This window comes from Roseibium sp. ROS1, from assembly GCF_054658215.1.
This window is the reverse complement of sequence record NZ_BAAGIG010000002.1, coordinates 259,984-279,835: the sequence shown is the minus strand read 5'-3', so window position 1 is coordinate 279,835 and position 19,852 is coordinate 259,984. Positions and strand designations below refer to the sequence as shown.

Below are 19,852 nucleotides of genomic sequence, written 5' to 3'. Positions count from 1 at the left end.
CCTTGCCAGAATGGATCAGGAGCTTGCAGCTTGGGCTGGTCTGCCGCATAGCTGCGCCAGATCCAAATCCGGTGAGTCGACGCAAAGGCCCAAGGCATGAAAGACACGCTCTACATACTCTCCCCTGGATTTGAAGACCCCGCCTATCCCGGCAAGACCTTCTATTGCTGGCATTGCGCGCTCATGGAAGGCGTGCTCGCCTCGTTTCCGGAGCTTGCGGACCGGCTTGACGTTCGCCGCATTGCCTGGCCGAAACCGCGCAGGGAAGTGGCCGAACTTCTGGGGGAAGACAATCAGTCCCTGCCTGTGCTGGTGCTCTCCGAAGGCGGCTTCATCAATGACAAGGACGCGATCCTCGCCGCCCTCACCGAGCGCCACGGCTTTCCGCATCCTCATCCCTGACAGACAAAAATCAGACCTGTTTACAGTCTTCGTCTATTCCGCGGCTTCCAGTCGTTCCGGCTTCAGAGCAGCAGCAAATTGTTTGCGCAGGAGGGCGAGCTTCGGGTCGATATAGGTCTTGCAGAACGGGCGTTCCGGCCCCTTGGCATAGTAGTTCCGGAACTGTTCGTCGGAGGCCTTGAACTCGGCAAGCGTCATTACCCGCGTCACTAGCGGTTCGTCAAAGCGCTGCTGCAAGGCGCGCATCAACCTTCCGACCTTCACACCTGTACCGGCGTCATAAACGTAGACGGCACTGCGATACTTGCCGCGCATCTTGTGGTGGGAGGTGCTGGAGTGGGTGCGCAGATGGATCTCGAGCAGGACCTCCAGCGGCAGCGCGACCGGATCGAAGGTCACCACCACCGCTTCTGACCAGGCATTTTCTGGCGGATCGGAGCGGATGAAGCCCTGTTCCACCTTCGAAATGCCAGCAATTGCCTGAAAGACGGCCTCCGTGCACCAATGGCACCCGCCGCCCAGCCCGATTTTCACCCCGGCCTCCAATGTCATGATCGATGCTCCCAGTGTGACGTCAGGCAATTCGTTTGCAAAACGGCTTGGCGGAGATTCCCCCAGACGAGATCTTATGCCGTCAATTGACAGGCAGCGCACAACATAAGATTGTGAGGCATGATCAATCGCGCGATCCTTCATCTAACCGTGGTGCATATCGTCGTTCCCGCAGGGGACGCGAGGGGATCACTGTTGGCTGAAGACATCTAGCCGGATCGCATCGCAACCCTGCTTCGAAGAGCAGGGTTTGTCAGATGCCTGCTCTCTAGATCCAACGAATGAGAGCAAAATGAGCATTTCAGACATCCCCGCGGAATTTGCACCGGTCTCCAGACCAGGTAGCTGGCCTGAAGGCCTGATTATACGCGCCGAAACACCGGACGACGTGAACGGTTTGACTGTCTTGCAAGGTCTGCCGAAGTTCCGGGCAGGCACCTTGCGCCTGCCCTATCCCAGGCGCAAGGACGTCGAGGCCCGTGTGAACCAGTCCTCTCCGGACAAGGTGTCCCTTGTCGGCATTTTGGGCGGGACGCTGGTCGCCGCCGCCGGTTTTGCCCGATCCGCCGGACGGCGCGGACATGCGGCCAGTCTGGGCATGGGCGTACACGACGATTACACCGGACGCGGGATCGGCCGGGCGATGCTGACAGAGCTGATCGAAATAGCGGACAACTGGATGAACATCCGCCGCCTGGAACTGACCGTCTTCACCGACAATGAAGCCGCCGTCAGGCTCTATCAGACACTTGGCTTCGAGATCGAAGGCACCCACAAGGACTTTGCCTTCCGCTCCGGGTCGTTTATCGACGCCTATGCGATGGCGCGGCTGAGGGTGTGAGTGAAAGGCACCTGCTCCTGATCTCTTTCCTTGTCGTCCCGGTTTGCCGCGCAAGCGGCAAGACCGGGACCCGGTATCCGCGAGACCCGGCCGAAAACCACGGCGGGGTCAGCAGATTACTGGATCCCGGCCTTCGCTGGAATGACAGGTTCCTCATGCCCGACATTGCAGAAAATAAAGGGTTTTGAAGCCATCCGGACAACAGCCACGGCAATGCGAACCACACGTGCTCCAGCCCCTTCTGCTCAGGCCGCTTCCCTTTTCTCCGCCGCCTTCGGATTGGCCGCAAAATCGATAGCGGCTTTGAGGACATCCGGATCGCCGATCTGGTTGGCGAGGATGAGGATCAGCCTGGCATTCATGCAGTTTGCTTCTTCGTCACTCATATGGCGCTGACTGGAGACCAGATACTCATAGAAGCCGTCCGGATCGGGAAGGTTTCGTGTCAGGTTCAGCTTAAGATTCAGGGGCATGGTTCATGCGCCTCCCTTCGCGGTTTTCAAGGCGGCTTCCACCTTGTTGTCGTTGAAATAGCGCCAGCGAGCGGCAACATGCTGGTCCGGGCGGATCAGGTAGACCGTGCCGGGAGCCGCGTCGTAACGGGCTGCAAGTGTTCCGTCCTTGTCCTGCAGGTCCTTGCCCACACGCAGGACCCGGGCCTTGACGTTGCCGGCTGACACATCTGTTGCGGCTTCATCACCAAAGACAAGCAAGGTGAACCCGTCGCCGATCTGGTTGAGGAACCAGGCCGCCTCGCCGTTCACGTTCACAGGTGCGTCCGCACAGCACGTGCCCGGGGACATCTTGCCTGCGAAACTGGATTCGTCGGCCGTGTTGAGCGTGCTTTCGACATAAGGTGTTGGCGCCGACAGACGTCCGGAGTTGACCAGCGGCTTTGCAAAGTCGGTCACCTCCGAAAGATCCAGAACCGCGTCCCGGAACCTGCGAGAAGCCTCGTTTTTCGGTGTGATGAAATCGGTGGACCTGGTCGAGTTCAGCAGGTTGTCGTCCGCCGCGAAGGCTCGCTCCGTGTGGTAGCTGTCGATGAGGCTTTCCGGAGCGTCTCCGTCCAGCACCAGTTTCAGCTTCCAGCCCAGATTGTCGATGTCCTGCACGCCGGTGTTGGCGCCGCGTGCGCCGAAGGGTGAAACCTGATGGGCAGCATCGCCCGCGAACAGTACCCGGCCATAACGGAAGTTATCGATCCGCCGGCAGGCGAACTGGTAGACGGAGGCCCATTCCAGCTCAAACTCCTTGTCCTCTCCCAGCATCGCCTTGACGCGCGGAATGATGTTTTCCGGCTTTTTCTCTTCTTCCGGATCGGCCTCCCAGCCAAGCTGAAAATCCAGCCGCCAGACATCGTCGCACTGCTTGTGCAGAAGAGCAGACTGCCCCCGATGGAACGGCGGGTCGAACCAGAACCAGCGTTCGGTCGGAAAATCGGCTTTCATGATGATGTCGGCGATCAGGAACCGATCCTGGAAGAACTGGCCGGAAAAGCCGGCACCGACCATCTTGCGTGTGTCGGAGTTGGCACCATCGCAGGCAACGACCCAGTCCGCTTCCATCTTGAAGACACCGTCAGGCGTTTCGACGGTCAGCACGACATGATCGTCCCCCTGCTGCAGGTTCAGGAGCTTGTGCTTCCAACGCAGGTCTATGAGGTTCGATTTCTGAGCCTCGTCGACCATGTATTCCTCCAGATAATATTGCTGGAGGTTGATGAAGGCCGGGATCTTGTGGCCGTCTTCCGGCAGAAGGTCGAATGTGTAGGCAAGGTCGTCGCGAAAGAAGACCTTGCCGATCTTCCATTCGATACCCTTGTCGATCATGCGTGTGGCGCAGCCGAGCCTGTCCCAGATCTCCAGCGGTCGCTTGGCGTAACAGACTGCGCGCGAGCCGATGGAAACGGTGTTGTTGTCGTCCAGAACGACGGTGGGGATGCCCCGCTGGGCGAAATCAAGCGCAGCCGTCAGTCCGATCGGCCCAGCTCCGATCACCACCACCTTGTGGCGCTTGACCGTACTTTTCTGCTGCTCCTCCGACTGACGATAACTGTATTGCGGATATTGATAGGTCTGAAACATCGGGCTCTCCTCCCAGATCCGCCAAGGCGGCATCGATCGAACGGCATTTGCCGCACTGGCGGCATGTGTCTTGCTCACACATCGGCCAACTCTTTGGCGTGCAGCCATTCAGCGTGTTTCGGGGCCCTTTTGGTCTTCGACCATTCTTCCAGCATCTGCCACTTGACCTCGTCCAGACGAGCCAGAAGCTGGTCTTCTTCGGGATCCGGGCAAGCCAGTTCGACACGGTGACCGTTGGGGTCGAAGAAATAGATGGAGTGGAAGATTGAGTGGTCGGTCACGCCCAGAACCTCGACACCGTTCTTTTCCAGGTGGTCCTTGAACGCAACCAGCTCGTCCCGATCCTTCACCTTGAAGGCGATATGCTGCACCCAGCGCGGCGTATTCGGGTCAAACCCCATTTCGGGTTTGGTCGGCAGTTCGAAGAACGCCAGCACGTTGCCGTTTCCGGCATCCAGGAAGACGTGCATGTAGGGATCGGGATCGTGGGTAGAGGGCACATGATCTTCGGCGATCGCCAGAACAAAATCCATGTTCAGCATCTTGCCGTACCATTCCACGGTTTCCTTGGCGTCCTTGCAACGATAGGCGACGTGATGCATCTGCTCGATCTTCATGGGACCGCTCCTCCAAATTAGTTACATATGTAACCATATAGCTCCACAGCCTACCCGCCTTGATCTAAGTCAAATTGGTTACATTCGTAACTAATTTGAAGGCCAATCCACGCAACACCGCCTTCCCGGACAAATGCGACCAAGTCGAGCACCGATCCGGGATGACAAACCCTCCTCAAAATCAGGCGATCAACCTCGTGTTGGAATTGACAGGCCAGGACCTGCGTTCTCATATGAGGTACCTGCCAGCGAGGAGCTTTCCATGTCCGCTCACGAGCACGATCATTCCCACGATCACGACCATTCCGAATTGAGCGAAATAGAGCTGCGTGTACGCGCTTTGGAAACGCTGCTGACGGAAAAGGGATATATCGATCCCCCTGCCCTGGACGAGTTGATCGAGACTTACGAAACCAAGATCGGCCCCAAGAACGGCGCTCGCGTTGTTGCGCGGGCCTGGGCGGATGCGGACTACCGGGACCGGCTCCTGCAAGACGCGACCTCAGCGATTGCCGAGTTCGGTTTCACTGGCCGTCAGGGTGAACACATGGTGGCGGTCGAGAATACCGACCAGACCCACAACATGGTCGTTTGTACACTGTGCTCCTGTTATCCCTGGACAGTGCTAGGCTTGCCGCCTGTCTGGTACAAGTCCGCTCCCTATCGGTCCCGCGCCGTGCGCGACCCGCGAGGTGTTCTGGATGAATTTGGCGTAAAGCTGCCGGATGATACCGAAGTTCGCGTCTGGGATTCGACGGCTGAAATCCGCTATCTGGTGATCCCCAAACGCCCTGCGGGAACAGACGGATGGAGCGAGGAACGTCTGGCGGATCTCGTCACCCGCAACAGCATGATCGGTACCGGTCTGGCGCTCGATCCTTCCGAACTGGAGGATGCGGCATGAACGGCGCCCAGGATCTTGGCGGACAGATGGGCTTTGGCCCCATCGAACTGGAAGAAAACGAACCCAACTTCCATGCCAAATGGGAAGAACGCGCGTTTGCGGTAACGCTGGCCATGGGCGCAACCGGCTCCTGGACGCTTGATGCATCGCGCTTTGCCCGCGAATCCTTGCCGCAAGTTACCTACCTGACCTCCAGCTATTACGAGATCTGGACCAGAGGGCTTGAAAAACTTGTGCTGGCCAATGGCCTCGTTACGGAAGAAGAACTGAAACAAGGCCGGAAACTTGAAGCCGCGAAGCCGGTCAAGCGCGTGCTCTCGGCAGACGCTGTTGCCGGAGTTCTGGCCAAGGGTGCACCGGTCAACCGAGAGGAACATCAGCCGGCCCGTTTCCGCGTCGGTGACAAGGTCCATACGCGGCGCATGAACCCCGAACACCACACCCGCCTTCCCGGCTATGCCCGCGATGCTGTCGGCACGATCGAGGTCATTCACGGCGTTCATGTGTTTCCGGATACCAACGCGCACGGCGAGGGCGAACAGCCGACCTGGCTTTATGGTGTCCTCTTCAAGGGGACCGACATCTGGGGGCCTGACAGCGATCCCAAGCTTTCCCTGCGTATCGATCTCTGGGAGCCTTATCTTGACCTTGCCCGATAAGTTTCTCGAAACGCCGCGCCTGCCGCTGGATGAAGACGGCGGGCCGGTGTTCGGTGCTCCCTGGGAAGCCAGGGTTTTCGCCATGACGGTGAAAGCCCATGAAGCCGGAGTGTTTACCTGGGGCGAATGGGCTGAGGCTCTGGGCGCCGAGCTTGCCAAGGATGGCGACGGAAGCGGCGAGACCGAAGGCTATTACGACCGTTGGCTGGCGGCCTTCGAAGGTCTGCTCACAGCCAAGAACATTGCCGCAGCCGGACAACTTGCAGACCTGCGCAAGGCCTGGGACGACGCGGCCAGGGCCACGCCGCACGGCGCACCAATCGTTCTTCAGAGGTCCTGAGGACGACCATGCGCCTGTTGCTTCCGCCTCCGGTCGTCGTCGGCATCGGACTGCTTCTGCTGTATGCCGGCGCCAGGCTGTTCCCGGCGCTGAACCTCACCTTTTCAGGTCAGACTTCGATCGCCGCGGTGTTCCTCATTGCCGGACTGGCAATTGGCGGACACGCGCTTTTTCGCTTTGTCATGGCGGGAACGACCTTCAACCCCATAACGCCGGATAAAGCCAGAACTCTGGTGACCCAGGGTTTTTACAGGGTGTCGCGCAACCCGATGTATGTCGCCGATGTTCTGCTGCTGCTGGCATTCGGCACCTACCTCGGTACGGCGACGGTTTTCGCCGTCGTTCCGGCTTTTGTCTGGTACCTGACCGAATTCCAGATCAGGCCTGAAGAAGAGCATCTGAAGCGCCTGTTCGGTCAGGAGTATCTCGGCTATTGCGCGCGCGTTCGCCGCTGGCTCTGACAGCTGGCAACGTCACTCAATTCCCGAGGTAGAGACTGCTCTTTTCCTTGAAGGCGTCGGCCGCAAAGCGAAGAAAGGTTCGGACCCTGGCGACGTTCTTCAGGTCCGGATGGGTCAGGATCCAGATATCGAAGTAACGGCTCGGTTCGACGCCCGGCAGGCGGATCAAGTCGGGATCAGGATCCCCCAGAAAGCAGGGCAAACGGCCGATGCCCATGCCGGCCCGAACGGCCGCATGCATCGTGATCATGTCGTCGGTGACCGTTGCCACCTCGCCATTGGGGTACCGATCGCGCATTTCCTTCGGCACCTTGTTGCCCCACCATTTGAAGGCGATGAAAGGCACCGCCTGCGATGTGACCGTTTCGAGCGCCGCGTCCCGGTATCGGCGGGCAAAGTCTCTCGACACGTAGAAACAGCGGTTCTGGCCTGTAGCAAGACGGCCAAACAGGCTTTCATCAGGCTTGTCGGTGACACGCACCGCGATATCGGCCTCGCGCCGGTGCAGGCTCAGAATTTCGTTGGCCGCATTCATGGTGACGTCGATGCCCGGGTGCCGCTCCTTGAAGCGCGCGACAATCTCGGCCAGTTGCACCTGGAAAATTAGCTGTGCTGCCGTGACACGCAGCGGGCCTTCGAGTTCGGCATCCTTGGCGGCAATGCGCATGTCCAGCGCAAGCACTTCCAATTCCATCCGGCGGGCGGCTTCAACCGCCTCTTCGCCGGCGGTGGTCGGCGTGAACCCTTCCGGAAGACGGTCGAACAGACGTGCGCCGATCTCCTCTTCCAGCGCCGACAGCCGCCGCGACACAGTTGAATGCGTCACACCAAGGCTGCGGGCGGCCTTTGTCAGGCTGCCGGCATTGGCGATGGCGAGCACGAATTTCAGATCATCCCAGCTATACATGGCACGTGCATTTTTGCACAGTTCGGTTACGAATTTGAAGAATTTTTCGCAAGCCGCCTCTGCGATACGATTCTGGCATCTCAAGCAAAGGAGACTAAGAGATGTCCATTCAAGCGATTGCCATGATCACGGTGACGGATCGCGAAGCGCTCGGCGCCTATCGTGAAAAAGCTGCAGACGCTCTCGCCCGCCATGGCGGCAGCGTCATTGCAGCGGATCCCGAACCGCTGGTCCTGGAAGCGGCTATCGATGCGCCGAACATGGTTGCCCTGCTGTCCTTCCCCACTCCCGATGCCGCCAAGGCCTGGCATCGCGACCCGGACCTTGCCGATGTGCACGCCCTTCGGAACAAGGGCGGCAAGTCGACGATTGTGGTGCTTCCGGGTTGATCACCTGTCACTTGGCAAATCATCCTCCCGAGGAGGATCATCAGGTGCACTCCAAGAACGGGGGAGCCGCTGCCTGAGCACGCCGCCCCCCCTTGGAATCAACACAGTCCTGCTTCCTCAGACCGAGGAAGCAGGACTGTGTTCGCCATATTCAATGCAGTTTTTCGGGCTCTCCGGCGCTTACCGTACCGGCTTCACCAGGCGCATGCGCCAGGTGACGCCTTTCTTGTCGGAGACGAGACGATAGTCATCGAGCACTTCCCACTTGCTGGTATCGTCGGTTGCTTCCCAGAGCTTGTTGATCAGCTTGTTTGCACCTGACTCCGGCTTTTTCGGTGAATACATCGACAGCGCGATAACACCGTTTTCCTTCAGGAACGGGACGTAGCGGGCAACGACGGCAGCCGGGTCATCCGCGAAGTGAAGAACCTCGTTGAAGACAATGGCGGAGAACGTTTCACCTTCCTGCGCTTCGAACGTGTGCATGTCGCCTGCCCGGAGGCTGGCGATGGCCGGGTCGACATTCGCGATCTGCAGGGAAGCCGGGGAAAGATCCATGCCGACATAGCGCTTGACGCCCATGGGCTGCAAACGCTCGTAGAGCAGGCCTTCGCCGCAGCCGATATCGAGAACGTCATCCATGGAGCCGGTCAGGCTCAGCCACATGCCGATAATGCCGTATCGGCCGCTTTCAGGCAGCGAGCGCAGGAAGGCCCAGCGACCGGCTTCATATTCCTCGTCCCAGCCAGCGGCGGTGGTGGCATTCTTCGACATTGTGACTTCCTAACAGCAAGACGGGCCAGAACGGCCCGCCGGTTCTTCAGATTTCAGATGCATCACTTATAGGGATCTGCCGCGTCGCGCAAACCATCGCCAAGGAAATTGAACGCCAGGACGACAATGATGATCGGCAGCACCGGAGCCATCAGCCAGGGATAGACGGTCACCACCGAAATGTTCTGCGCTTCGTTCAAGAGAACACCCCAGGATACCGCCGGCCGACGCAGACCGAGGTTAAGATAGGACAGTGCAGTCTCACCCAGGATCATGGACGGGATCGACAGCGTCGCCGACGCGATGATGTGGCTGGTGAAACCCGGCAGCAGATGCCGCGTGATCACGCGCTTCGGCTTGGCCCCCATCAGGACCGCCGCCTTGGCGTATTCCTCTTCACGCAGGGACAGCAGCTTTGACCTGACGGCACGCGCTAGCCCGGGCCAATCCAGCAGACCAAGGATGATCGTCAGGCCGAAATAGATCCAGACGGGGCTCCAGGTGACAGGTAGCGCCGCAGAGAGTGCCATCCACAGAGGCAGTTCGGGAAGAGAGCGCAGGATCTCGATCGCCCGCTGGATCAGACTGTCGATCCAGCCGCCGAAATAGCCGGCGATCCCACCAAAGAAGAGCCCTAGAACAATTGAGATCACGACGCCGATCAGACCGACTGTGAGTGACAGCCGGGCCCCGTAGACCAGGCCCGAGAACTGATCGCGGCCAAGCCGGTCCGTCCCGAACAGGAACATCGTGCCGCCTTCCGCCGGGCACACAAGGTGGAAGGACGCGTCCCATAGCCCCCAGAACTTGTATTTTGCGCCGCTGCAGAAGAAGCGGAGCGGCTGGACATTGTTCGGATCGTCCTTGAACACCCATTGCAGGGTTTCCATGTCGATTTCCGAGGTCATGCCGTAGACGAACGGGCCGACGAGCTTGCCTTCGTGAAACAAGTGGATCGGTTGCGGCGGAGCATAAAGATGCATGCTGTCGCGGCTGTTGGCACCATAGGGCGCAATTACTTCGGCAAAGGGAACGCACAGGTAGAACAGGATCAGGACCACGCCTGACCAGACCGCTATTTTGTGGCGCTTGAATTTCCACCACATGATCTTCCATTGGGAAGCCTGGTAGAAGCGCTCCTGCTCGGCGGTCATCTCCTCGGTGACGGCCGGGTTGAACGGCGTCGGATCGACGTAATGCTCGACTTCGCGCGTAGGCGTGTTCTTCACGTCCATGGTCATGACGAGGCCCTCCCGCCAAGACGAATGCGCGGATCGAGAACTGCCAGCAACAGATCGGAGATCAGCATGCCGATCAGCGTCAACATGGCAACGAACAGCAAAATGAACCCTGACAGAAACTGATCCTGCGATTGTAACGCGGACACAAGAACCGGACCGACTGTCGGAAGGCTCATCACCACCGAAACGATCACCGAGCCAGAAACAAGCGACGGGATCAGGTTGCCGATGTCGGCGATGAACGGGTTGATGGCCATGCGCAGGGGATATTTGACCAGCAGGTGGTTTTCCTTCAGCCCCTTCGCCCGGCCCGTGGTGACATATTGCTTGTGAAGCTCGTCAAGCAGGTTGGCGCGCAGCCGCCGGATCATGGCCGCCGTGCCGGAGGTCCCGATCACGATGGTGGGCACGATCAGATGCGCCAGCACCGACATTGCCTTGTCGAAGCTCCAGGGCTGATCGATGTACTGAGGATCCATCAGGCCACCGACGGACAGGCCGAACCAGCGATTGAAGAAATAGAGCAGAATGAGCGCAAGCAGAAAATTGGGGGTGGCAAGACCGATATAGCCCAGGAAAGTGAACCCGTAGTCCCCCCAGGAATACTGACGCGTTGCAGAGAAAATACCGATGGGGAACGACACCACGTAGACAAACAGGATCGTCGCGAAGTTCAGGACCACGGTCAAGGGAAGTGTCGGTCCTATGACCTGCTCCACCGGCTTGTCGAATTCGAACGACCAGCCCCAGTTGCCCTGGATCAACCCGTCGAAACCGTGAGGCCCCGGCCAGAGGCCGACCCAGATGAGGTAGCGCTCCATGAAGGGACGATCGAGAGAGAATTCCTTTCGTAGGAACTCGAGCTTGGCAACCGAGGAACTTTCACCGGAGGACTTCAGGGCAGCAATCTGGTTGGAAATGTAATCACCGGACGGCAACTCGATGATGAAGAAAGTCAGCAGACTGATCACCAGCAAGGTGGGACCCATCATCAAAATACGTCGGACAATGTAATAGAGCACCTAAACTCCCCTCAGCCCCGGCACTTTGCGCAAATCAGGCTCTGATTTCTGCACTTAAAGTCAAATTCGGTTTCGATAGTATGACGTTTTTCAACCAAGAGTCAGTCCCCGGAAAAACGTCTGGCGGAACGGGCCGGATCAAGTCAGCCCGTCGCCTTTAAAGCGTTCGGTTCGGATAATCTTCCGAACCGAACGATATCTCTGGCAGTTTCCCCGGCCGGTTGGTGTCAGAACCAGCCGGACCGGAAAACAAGCGGAACTGCGGCTTACTTGGCCATGTAGAATTCATCCATGCGGTGAATTCCGAAATGGGCGCCGGGATCCCAGCCGTAGATACCTTCAAGCGGAACGTTTTCGACGTTCTTGATCACAACCGGCTGACGAACGCCGGAAACCAGACCGATATGAATGGTTTCGTCGGCATGGATCTGGAGCATTTCTTCCCAGATCTCGGTGCGCTCTTCCGGCGTTCTGGAGCTCAACCATGCGGTATAGAGTTCCATCAGACGCTCGGCCGGGGCCCAGTCGGGTTTTTCGCCGCCCTCACCCTGGGTTTCGAAATAGTCACCCCACTTGTGCCACGAAAACGCGTCGCCACGCACAGGGGCAAAATCTTCCGGCGGCATTTCGGACGTCGGAATGCCGTTCTCGAAGCCGGACCAGACAGACATCAGCAGGTCACCGGTGATGGCGCGCTCGCGCATGTTGTCACGCTGGCTCGGCTTGGCAAACAGAGCGACGCCGATCTCTTTCCACATTTCCTTGACCAGCTCCAGGGCATCATCCTGGACCTGTTCCTCGCCAGCTGTCTCCACGATGATTTCCAGCGGACGGCCATCGGACATCAGACGAATGCCGTTTCCGTTGCGCTTGGTGAGGCCGATTTCGTCCAGAAGCGCGTTCGCCTGTTCCGGATCGTATTCCGCCCACTTGGTGGTGAACTCGGCCTTGTAAAGCGGGCTGGACGCCAGAACCGTGTCGTTGCCCGGTGTTCCCAGCCCGAAGAACAGGACCCGGTTGAGCAGGTTGCGATCAATCCCGAGCGACAGGGCATGACGGAACTTCGTGTTGCGCATCAGTTCACGCCAGACCGGATCCTTGACCGTCAGGTTCGGCAGGATCGAGATCTCCGCACCCTTGGTGTTGGACCAGAGCGCGGTGACATAGTCATTGTCCTTTTCGCCCTTCTTCAGGACGGTAATGTCGGCGAAGTTGAGGTTACGTGCCTGCAGGTTGCTTTCGCCAGCCTGGGCCTTGGCCGGGATCAGCTTGCCGTCGGCAACCGTCATGATGATTTCGTCGACATAAGGAAGCTGCTGACCGGTGCTGTCGACCCGGTGATAGTATGGATTGCGTTCCAGAACGAAGCGCAGATCGCTGTCATCGCGGTTGCGCACCCAAGGCTGCAACGACGGCATGTCGACGTTCTGCGCGTTGTACATGTCGTCTTTTTTGTTATGGAGCGGTGCCCAGTCCCGCGCCTTCACCTTTGCAGCTTCCTTGGCGATCACATCAGGATCTCCGTATTTCTCGTGGAACTGCTTCAGATAGTGGGCTGGCCGATAGATGAACGGCGGACGGGACTTTGCCAGTTCCGGCAGGAACAGCGGGTTCGGCGAATCCCAGGTAAAGCGGACGGTGGTTTCGTCCAGAACCTCGAACTTGGGGCCTTTGCCGTTGGCCAGCAGGTACGGCGGCAGACCTGACGGGGTCAGGCTTTCGTTGCTGACAATGTCCTCGAAAAAGTAGCGGAAGTCCTCGGCACCGAAGGGATGGCCATCAGACCACTTGTGGCCGGCACGCGTGTGAAGCGTGAAAATGCGGCCGTCTTCAACATCGACGTTCGCCAGGATATCGGGAACCAGTTCCAGTTGCTCGTTGTAGCCAACGAGGCGGGCATAGCCCCAAACGTTGATCAGTCGGACATCCTTTGCCCGGCCGATCAGGGTGTCGATCTTGCCTCCCGGCTTGCCGACGGTTCGCCCCTTGGCTTCAAGATCAACGATCAGGGGGTCGGAGGGAACCCGTTCCGCCACAGGTGGCAGAGACGGATCAAGGCCCGGTGTTTCCTTCAGCTCCAACGCGGCCAGTGGCCCCGCTATCAGAGCGACGGTCAGGAAAAGACCGGCCCTTACGGAATTCAAAAACTTCATGCTGCAGTCCCCTCAAGCGCCCCGGCATTCTTCAGGCCAGGTGCGCAGACAAAGTGATCCGGTTCCATTTCCACCAGCGACGGCGCCTGGCCGTCGGTCAATCGGAAAGGTTCCGGCCAAGATTGCGGCTCCGATGCTCTGTTGGCATCTAGGGCGGCAAAATCCAGTGGTGCCGACAGATCCGGCTCGGGCACGGCCGAAAGCAGTGCTTTCGTGTACGGGTGCAGCGGATTGCCGACGACAGTTCGTGTTTCCCCCATCTCGACCAGTCTGCCACGGCACATGACCGCGATCCGGTCGGCAACATAGTCGACCACGGCCAGGTTATGGCTGACAAAGAGATAGGTCAGGTTCAGGTCGCGCTTGAGATCCTGCAGAAGGTTCAGGATCTGCGCCTGTACCGAGACGTCGAGCGCCGAGGTCGGTTCGTCGCACAACAGGAATTCCGGGTTGAGCGCGAGAGCTCGTGCGATCCCGATGCGCTGGCGCTGACCGCCGGAGAACGAATGGGGATAGCGGCGCAGGAAACGCGGGTCGAGCCCCACCAGGTTCATCAGATTGCGTGCCCGCTCGGCCCGCTCCTGAGGAGTGCCGATGCCGTGCACCTCAAGGGGTTCCATCAGTGTGTCGTTGATGGTCATACGCGGGTTGAGCGAGGAGAACGGGTCCTGGAAAATAAGCTGCACGCGGCGGCGATAGTCCATCAGTTCCGCGCCCTTGAGCTTGGAAATATCTTCCAGCCCCTTGCCGCGATTGTAGAGGACATTGCCGCCTTCGATACCGATTGCCCTCAGGATGGCCTTTGCCGCGGTGGTCTTGCCGGAACCCGATTCCCCAACGAGGCCGAGACACTCGCCGCGGCGGATCGTCAGGTTGATGCTGTCGAGCGCGGTCATGGTCTTGACCTTGCCACCAAGGAAAGACCCCTTGCGCAAGGTGAACCGTTTGGTGACATCGCGCATTTCGACCAGTGGCTCGCCTGGCTTGACATCGCAATGCGGGCGATTGGCCGTCAATTCCTCCGAACGGACCTTGATGGGCCGGATCGGCACCAGCCGCTCGTCCCGGTCCATGTGGAAGCTCGGGACCGCGTTGAGCAGAGCCTTCAGATAGTCGTGCTTGGGATTGGAGAAGAGCTGCTGCGCAGTGCCCTTTTCCATGATGCGGCCATGATAGATCACCGCGATTTCATCGGCCATGTTGGCGACCACGCCAAAGTCGTGGGTGATCATAAGGACGGACATGCGCAGTTCGGCCTGAACTTCGCGAATGAGTTTCAGGATTTCCGCCTGAATTGTGACGTCGAGCGCGGTGGTAGGCTCGTCCGCGATCAGCAGCGCGGGGCGGCAGATCATGGCCATCGCGATCATCGCGCGCTGGCGCAGCCCGCCTGAGAGTTCGAACGGATAGGTGTCGAGAGCGCGCTCGGGATCGGGGAACTGGACCAGGCTCAGCATGGTCTTCGTCAGTTCGCGTGCCTCGGCGCTGGAAACATTGCGGTGAAGAAGTGCGGCTTCGCCGATCTGGTCGCCGATGGTATGCAGCGGCGACAGCGACGTCATCGGCTCCTGGAAAATGATCGCAACCCGGTTGCCGCGCAGGTGCCGCATCTGCGGTCCCTTGCGCTCAAGCGCAGCGATATCGACAGGCGGCTCCGCGCCGGTCGGATCCGCCAGGATCACTTTCCCGGATGTAATGGATGCAGCCTGGGGCAGAAGACCCATGATCGTCTGCGATATGACCGTCTTGCCCGACCCGGATTCGCCCACCAGCGCGACAGTCCGGTTCTCGGGTACGACAAATGACACATTGTCGACCGCCCGGACCTGACCTTCCGCCGTATTAAAATCAACCGTCAGTCCCTCAATCGAGAGAACATTCACCGCGCATTTCCTCCCAGGCAAGGATTGTCTGACAGAGGCTTACTAAGCCCTCATTGCATTTGAAAGACAACCAAATTCGCCAGTGGATAGCAATGCAGGATTCATGAAAACAAACTGTGATGTTCGTCACAGTTTGCAAGAGCAGACCCGTTCCGCCACTCGATTAACGGGTGCAACCGAACGTTAAACTGCAATTGTCGAACGAACCCGAATTCTTTTTTTCTGCGTTCATCTGAACACGAAACAGACTAGCTGGAAGCCTGGCGGGCGATCCAACGGTCCGGAAGGAATCACTCCGCGGCAGACACCGGCCGCTCCACGGGCCTGTGTACAGGCTTTGACTGCGGAAAGGGATCGAGCCAATAGACTTCCATCTGCCCGCTTCGGCCGCGCAAGTGATGCGCGCCGACCGGCCGCTGGTGCCGCTCACCAGGCAGATGCGCAACGGTGTCCGCACTCGCCAGGATGACGACTTCCGGGTTTTCGGGAACTTCCTTGCCAAGCGTCTGCAGGCGTTCGGCCGCGTTCACGGTGTCGCCGACAACGGTATAGTTCCAGCGATCAAGCGCGCCGACATTGCCGACAACCGCCGGGCCGGTGTGAATACCGATCCGAAGCGCCATCTGCGGACGCCCCTGGGTAACCGCGTTCAGATTCGACTGATGCAGAGCGGCTGCAATCCGGCGTGCGGTTCTGACAGCAGCCTCCGCATGGTCCGGACGGGCATCGGGCGCGCCCCAGAAGGCCAGCATGCCATCCCCCAGGAACTTGTCGACCGTGCCGCCCTCGCCCTCGACAGCCTCGACCAGGATAGCGAAATGGTCATTCAGCACGCTGGCGGTTTCTTCCGCACTCAGGTGCTCGGACAAGGCCGTGAACCCGACAATATCGGTAAAGAGGATCGTGAGTTCGGCACCACGCGCCTGTGCAGCATTCCCGCCACCCAATCGCATCAGCTTGATGAACAACGAGCGCGGCACATAGGTGTTCATCGCCTTGAGGCCTTCAACCATGGAATTGAAGGCGAGCGCCACCTGATCGATCTCCGCGACGCGGCTGCGCGGCAGGGGCTCTACCTCGTTGAGCGACAGGCTGCCGATGCGCTTGGACTGAACCGCAAGGTAGCGCAACGGGCGGGCGACGCGCCGCCCCATCCAGAATGCGATCAGCACCGACACCACGAGCGCACCGAAGCCGACGAACATGGAGCCTGCAAGACGCCGCAGCTCCCGGGAGACCGTCGCGCTGAGGTAATACTGCCCGACAGTCCAGGGCCGGTCGCTGAAACCATCCAGCTGGGCCTTCATGACGATATATTCTTCGTTGTTTGCATCAACGGTGGAGACGTCGATGCCAAGTTCCGCAGCTTTCTTGAATTCGTCCAGTTTTTCTTCATTTACCATGGCAGCCAGAACGGGGTCGCCGATCGTCTGCCAGGAGCCCGGCAACTTGTCCTGAATGCTGCCGCCGGTCTGGAGCCAGGGAGCGTCCGAATGCAGGATCACCTGATCGCCATCCGCGATGATGAAGACGGTGTTGTCGCCGCCTTCGTCCTGAGCAGAAACGATGTGGGCAAGTTCTTCCATGGACGTCGCAGCCGTCAGCATGCCGGCAACCTTGCCGTCCCGCACCAACGGCACCGAAACATTCGCGAAAAGACCGACCTCGTGTTTGACGAGCGGGCCCCAGGTCGGCGGACTGTCGGCGCTCAATTGCGGCATTTCCTGCATGTTCATGCCGGGTGGTGGTGCGTCGGTTTCAATCCGCCACAGTTTGCCGGTCGGTGCCCGATAGATCCCCAGCTTGCTTCTGTCGGTCGAAGTCACGACCAGTGTGGTGATATCGTGATTGGATTTCAGCGCGATCGAGAGATCCTGCAGCGTCCTTTCCGTATCGTCAAAGCCGAGCGTGCCGTCGTCGAAATAGGGCTTCAGGCCGATGATCGCGTTTTCGACAGACACGAAATGCGTCCGCAGCTGCGTCTCGAGCGCCTGGGTGCTCAGGATCGTCTTGTCGTTCAGCAGGGAAAACGTGTTGCGAAAGTTTGCAGAGACAGACAGGCCCAGCACAAGACCGATCGCAATCGCAACGAACGCACCGAACCCCAGCCCGACGATAGTCGTCAGGGGCAGCATTATGCGCCGGCCGGTGCGTTTCGATATTTTCATTGGGCGGTGACCCTTGTTGCGAACAGGCAGCTTACCTGCATGACGGTTTCCGTCAAATTAAGGCAAGCTTTCGACTTTCCACCGCAAAGGACTGCCACCGCGATGTCTTTTGCCTTTAGCCGGTCAATCGACGCAGGGCCAGTTCCTGCAGCAAGATTATGGTTTTTGCGTCCATGATTTCACCGGAGCGGATCATCTCGAGCGCCTGGTCGAGGGGAACGTGCATCACCTCGATATCCTCCCCCTCGGTTTCCTTGCCGCCACCTTCGGCGACCTTGTCCTTCAGATGGTATGTCCCGCGGAAGAATGCCACATATTCGGTTACGGATCCCGGACTGCTGAATGCATCGAAGAGATGTTCCAGGTCCGAAACCTCAAATCCTGTTTCCTCGATCAGCTCCGCCCGCATGCGATCCTCCGGATGCGCACCTTCCAGAAGACCGGCGGGTGCTTCGATCAACATCGGGTCTCGGCCGGCAGCCCAGACTGGCAGCCGGAACTGGCGCGTCAGCAGCACGCAATTGCGTTCCGGATCGTAGAGCAGGCAGGTTGCGCCATGTCCCTTTTCGTAGACTTCACGCACCTGCGCCTGCCAGTCGCCGTCCCGGCGCCTGTACTCGATCCGGTGGCGGGTCAGCGTTCCCCAGGAATTGGACAGAACTTCGCTATCGGAGACCTTGAGGTAATCCGGGGTGCTCATGGCAGTGCTTTCTTCGTTCAGGATTTCGGGTCAGACGTGATGCCCAGTTCCTTCAGGATTTCGTCCGTGTGCTCGCCAAGTGCCGGTGCGGCGCGGTCCAGCACGAGCGTCCCGTTCCGAAACCTGATGGGTGTGCGGACGGAGGCAACGGAGCCGCCTTCGACTCCGGTTGCCGGCAGGTCGACCTTCATATCCCGGTGCAACACCTGCTTGTCGTTGAAGACATCTTCCACGGAATTGATCGGTCCAGCCGGAACTCCCTCGCCTTCAAGCGCGGCCAGGAGATCGTCGCGGGCTCTCGTCGACGTTTCAGCCGTCAGGATCGGCACAAGGTCCGAGCGGGCAGCAACCCGCGCTGCGTTGGTGGTGTAGCGGGGATTGTCGGCAAGTTCCGGCAGGCCAAGAACAGCACAAAGGCGCCTGAACTGGCCATCATTGCCAACCGCGATGATCAGATGCCCGTCGCTGGCCGGAAAGACCTGGTAGGGAACGATGTTGGGATGCGCATTGCCCAGACGTTTCGGCGCCTTGCCCGAAACAAAGTAATTTAGCGCCTGGTTGGCCAGCACTCCGACCTGCGCATCGAGCAATGCCATGTCGACCCATTCGCCTTCGCCGGTTTCATCGCGGCGGCGCAAGGCGGCAAGAACGCCGATGACACCGTAAAGCCCGGTAAAGATATCCGCGAACGCCACCCCGATTTTCTGCGGGTCGCCTTCCGGGTCCCCGGTCAGATCCATGATGCCGCCCATGCCCTGGATCATGAAGTCATAGCCGGCCCGATGAGCGTAGGGACCGTCCTGACCGAACCCGGTGATCGAACAATAGATCAGCTTCGGATTGACCTTGGAAAGGCTGTCGTAGTCGAGGCCGTATTTGGCGAGCCCACCGACCTTGAAGTTCTCGACCAGAATGTCGGCATCCGCCACCAGGCGGCGGACGAGGTCCTGACCTTCCTGTGTGCGAAAGTCGACCGCAATGGAACGCTTGCCGCGGTTACAGGCATGAAAATAGGCGGCATCCCGGTCCGCCCCTGCCTCGTCCTTGACAAATGGCGGTCCCCAGCCCCGGGTATCATCGCCTTGCGGGCTTTCCACCTTGATGACGTCTGCCCCCAGGTCCGCCAGGGTCTGGCCCGTCCAGGGCCCGGCCAGAATGCGGGCCAGTTCGACAACCTTGATGCCTTTGAGCGGCGCGGTCATGTGTCTCTTCCTGAATAGTGCCGACGGTCAGGCTTCTGATGTCTTGCGATAGATATGATAGCGACCCCGGTGAATGCCATCCGGCTTTTTCAGGGGCTCGTAATTCGGCAGGTTGAGTTCGAGCGCGCACAGGATAATTCCGCCAACGGCCATGTGGGCATCTATTGAAGGAGCCAGCCAGGAAGCTGTCGCCAGGTCATTTGTAGGGTCAGCCGAACCGATGTCGATATGGGCGAACGACGCCTTCGCCCCGATCCGCGGCCCGCAGAAAACAAGCGTGTCGCGAATGTTGCCGAGGATCATGTGATGCGCGTCCGGAGCGCAGCTCGGGTGGCAGTCCATGGCGAAATCGAATACGAAAATTTCCTTGTTCGGATAAATCTCGCGCAGGTGGTCATAGGTTCTGCCATTGCCCAACCCGAGTTCCAGGATAGGTCCGTCGACTTCGTTGACCTTGTCGACCAGAAATTCGAGCAATGTTTTCTGGGATGTCATTCGACGAATAAAACTGTCCAAACGGCTCATTAAAAAATTCCCTGCAACTTACGAC

21 protein-coding genes are annotated in these 19,852 nt (G+C 59.1%); 7 read left to right on the top strand and 14 right to left on the bottom strand.

The genetic code is table 11. The features are described 5' to 3' along the window. Window positions 1-96: 96 nt before the first annotated feature. Window positions 97-402, top strand: a complete 306-nt coding sequence (locus ACYQ6M_RS09500; protein ID WP_296598761.1) for a DUF3088 domain-containing protein — start codon at window positions 97-99, stop codon at window positions 400-402. A 33-nt stretch (window positions 403-435) separates the two neighbouring features. Here the strand turns inward: ACYQ6M_RS09500 and ACYQ6M_RS09495 are convergent, their stop codons facing one another. Continuing rightward, window positions 436-954, bottom strand: a complete 519-nt coding sequence (locus tag ACYQ6M_RS09495) for a peptide-methionine (S)-S-oxide reductase (RefSeq protein ID WP_055658752.1) — start codon at window positions 952-954, stop codon at window positions 436-438. A gap of 292 nt (window positions 955-1,246) precedes the next feature. Between ACYQ6M_RS09495 and ACYQ6M_RS09490 the strand changes: the two genes are divergently transcribed. Beyond that, entirely contained in the window at window positions 1,247-1,795 is a 549-nt protein-coding gene (locus ACYQ6M_RS09490) for a GNAT family N-acetyltransferase (RefSeq protein WP_460073481.1), read from the top strand. A 245-nt stretch (window positions 1,796-2,040) separates the two neighbouring features. Here ACYQ6M_RS09490 and ACYQ6M_RS09485 read toward each other — a convergent pair whose 3' ends face one another. The 3 genes from ACYQ6M_RS09485 to ACYQ6M_RS09475 all read right to left on the bottom strand — a co-directional run bounded on the left by ACYQ6M_RS09485 (window position 2,041) and on the right by ACYQ6M_RS09475 (window position 4,499). After that, complete coding sequence (locus ACYQ6M_RS09485) at window positions 2,041-2,268, bottom strand: DUF2783 domain-containing protein (RefSeq protein ID WP_286188910.1); 228 nt, start codon at window positions 2,266-2,268, stop codon at window positions 2,041-2,043. A gap of 3 nt (window positions 2,269-2,271) precedes the next feature. Beyond that, on the bottom strand, window positions 2,272-3,882 hold the full coding sequence (locus tag ACYQ6M_RS09480) for an FAD-dependent oxidoreductase (RefSeq protein WP_460073479.1): 1,611 nt from the start codon (window positions 3,880-3,882) through the stop codon (window positions 2,272-2,274). Between the two features lie 74 nt (window positions 3,883-3,956). Next, window positions 3,957-4,499 carry a VOC family protein gene (locus ACYQ6M_RS09475; protein ID WP_152507133.1) on the bottom strand — a complete coding sequence of 181 codons (543 nt, stop codon included), beginning with the start codon at window positions 4,497-4,499 and terminating at the stop codon, window positions 3,957-3,959. 262 nt (window positions 4,500-4,761) lie between these two features. Here ACYQ6M_RS09475 and nthA point away from each other — a divergent pair, with 262 nt between their 5' ends. Genes nthA through ACYQ6M_RS09455 form a run of 4 tightly spaced genes read left to right on the top strand, consistent with a single transcriptional unit; the run spans window position 4,762 to window position 6,863 of the window. Next, on the top strand, window positions 4,762-5,403 hold the full coding sequence (nthA, locus tag ACYQ6M_RS09470) for a nitrile hydratase subunit alpha (RefSeq protein WP_022997799.1): 642 nt from the start codon (window positions 4,762-4,764) through the stop codon (window positions 5,401-5,403). Further along, window positions 5,400-6,062: a nitrile hydratase subunit beta gene (gene nthB, locus ACYQ6M_RS09465; RefSeq protein ID WP_460073477.1), complete on the top strand. Its 663-nt coding sequence runs from the start codon at window positions 5,400-5,402 to the stop codon at window positions 6,060-6,062. Before nthA ends, nthB begins: the two co-directional genes overlap by 4 nt. Further along, window positions 6,046-6,402: a nitrile hydratase accessory protein gene (locus ACYQ6M_RS09460; RefSeq protein ID WP_022997801.1), complete on the top strand. Its 357-nt coding sequence runs from the start codon at window positions 6,046-6,048 to the stop codon at window positions 6,400-6,402. Before nthB ends, ACYQ6M_RS09460 begins: the two co-directional genes overlap by 17 nt. Before the next feature lie 8 nt (window positions 6,403-6,410). Next, the gene (locus tag ACYQ6M_RS09455) at window positions 6,411-6,863 is read left to right on the top strand and encodes a methyltransferase family protein (protein ID WP_460073474.1); all 453 of its coding nucleotides are present in this window, start codon (window positions 6,411-6,413) and stop codon (window positions 6,861-6,863) included. Between the two features lie 16 nt (window positions 6,864-6,879). Here ACYQ6M_RS09455 and ACYQ6M_RS09450 read toward each other — a convergent pair whose 3' ends face one another. Then, entirely contained in the window at window positions 6,880-7,770 is an 891-nt protein-coding gene (locus ACYQ6M_RS09450; RefSeq protein WP_022997803.1) for a LysR family transcriptional regulator, read from the bottom strand. A gap of 101 nt (window positions 7,771-7,871) precedes the next feature. On the opposite strand from ACYQ6M_RS09450, the gene ACYQ6M_RS09445 reads away from it, so the two are divergent. Beyond that, window positions 7,872-8,159, top strand: a complete 288-nt coding sequence (locus tag ACYQ6M_RS09445) for a DUF1330 domain-containing protein (RefSeq protein WP_055658736.1) — start codon at window positions 7,872-7,874, stop codon at window positions 8,157-8,159. A 180-nt stretch (window positions 8,160-8,339) separates the two neighbouring features. Here ACYQ6M_RS09445 and ACYQ6M_RS09440 read toward each other — a convergent pair whose 3' ends face one another. The 9 genes from ACYQ6M_RS09440 to ACYQ6M_RS09400 all read right to left on the bottom strand — a co-directional run bounded on the left by ACYQ6M_RS09440 (window position 8,340) and on the right by ACYQ6M_RS09400 (window position 19,797). Next, window positions 8,340-8,933 carry a class I SAM-dependent methyltransferase gene (locus tag ACYQ6M_RS09440; RefSeq protein WP_022997805.1) on the bottom strand — a complete coding sequence of 198 codons (594 nt, stop codon included), beginning with the start codon at window positions 8,931-8,933 and terminating at the stop codon, window positions 8,340-8,342. 62 nt (window positions 8,934-8,995) lie between these two features. Next, window positions 8,996-10,174 (bottom strand): ABC transporter permease, encoded by a 1,179-nt coding sequence (locus ACYQ6M_RS09435; protein ID WP_022997806.1) that lies wholly within the window; start codon window positions 10,172-10,174, stop codon window positions 8,996-8,998. After that, complete coding sequence (locus ACYQ6M_RS09430) at window positions 10,171-11,196, bottom strand: ABC transporter permease (protein ID WP_031268102.1); 1,026 nt, start codon at window positions 11,194-11,196, stop codon at window positions 10,171-10,173. Before ACYQ6M_RS09430 ends, ACYQ6M_RS09435 begins: the two co-directional genes overlap by 4 nt. A gap of 266 nt (window positions 11,197-11,462) precedes the next feature. Further along, complete coding sequence (locus tag ACYQ6M_RS09425; protein WP_055658732.1) at window positions 11,463-13,349, bottom strand: ABC transporter substrate-binding protein; 1,887 nt, start codon at window positions 13,347-13,349, stop codon at window positions 11,463-11,465. Further along, on the bottom strand, window positions 13,346-15,232 hold the full coding sequence (locus ACYQ6M_RS09420; RefSeq protein WP_055658730.1) for an ABC transporter ATP-binding protein: 1,887 nt from the start codon (window positions 15,230-15,232) through the stop codon (window positions 13,346-13,348). The genes ACYQ6M_RS09425 and ACYQ6M_RS09420 overlap by 4 nt, the downstream gene beginning before the upstream one ends. A 290-nt stretch (window positions 15,233-15,522) precedes the next feature. Further along, on the bottom strand, window positions 15,523-17,400 hold the full coding sequence (locus ACYQ6M_RS09415; protein ID WP_460073470.1) for an adenylate/guanylate cyclase domain-containing protein: 1,878 nt from the start codon (window positions 17,398-17,400) through the stop codon (window positions 15,523-15,525). Window positions 17,401-17,515: 115 nt separating this feature from the next. Next, the gene (locus ACYQ6M_RS09410) at window positions 17,516-18,100 is read right to left on the bottom strand and encodes an NUDIX domain-containing protein (RefSeq protein ID WP_168687967.1); all 585 of its coding nucleotides are present in this window, start codon (window positions 18,098-18,100) and stop codon (window positions 17,516-17,518) included. Window positions 18,101-18,117: 17 nt separating this feature from the next. Continuing rightward, window positions 18,118-19,302 (bottom strand): CaiB/BaiF CoA transferase family protein, encoded by a 1,185-nt coding sequence (locus ACYQ6M_RS09405; protein ID WP_460073468.1) that lies wholly within the window; start codon window positions 19,300-19,302, stop codon window positions 18,118-18,120. 27 nt (window positions 19,303-19,329) lie between these two features. Continuing rightward, window positions 19,330-19,797 (bottom strand): class I SAM-dependent methyltransferase, encoded by a 468-nt coding sequence (locus tag ACYQ6M_RS09400; protein ID WP_055658721.1) that lies wholly within the window; start codon window positions 19,795-19,797, stop codon window positions 19,330-19,332. Window positions 19,798-19,852 lie beyond the last annotated feature (55 nt).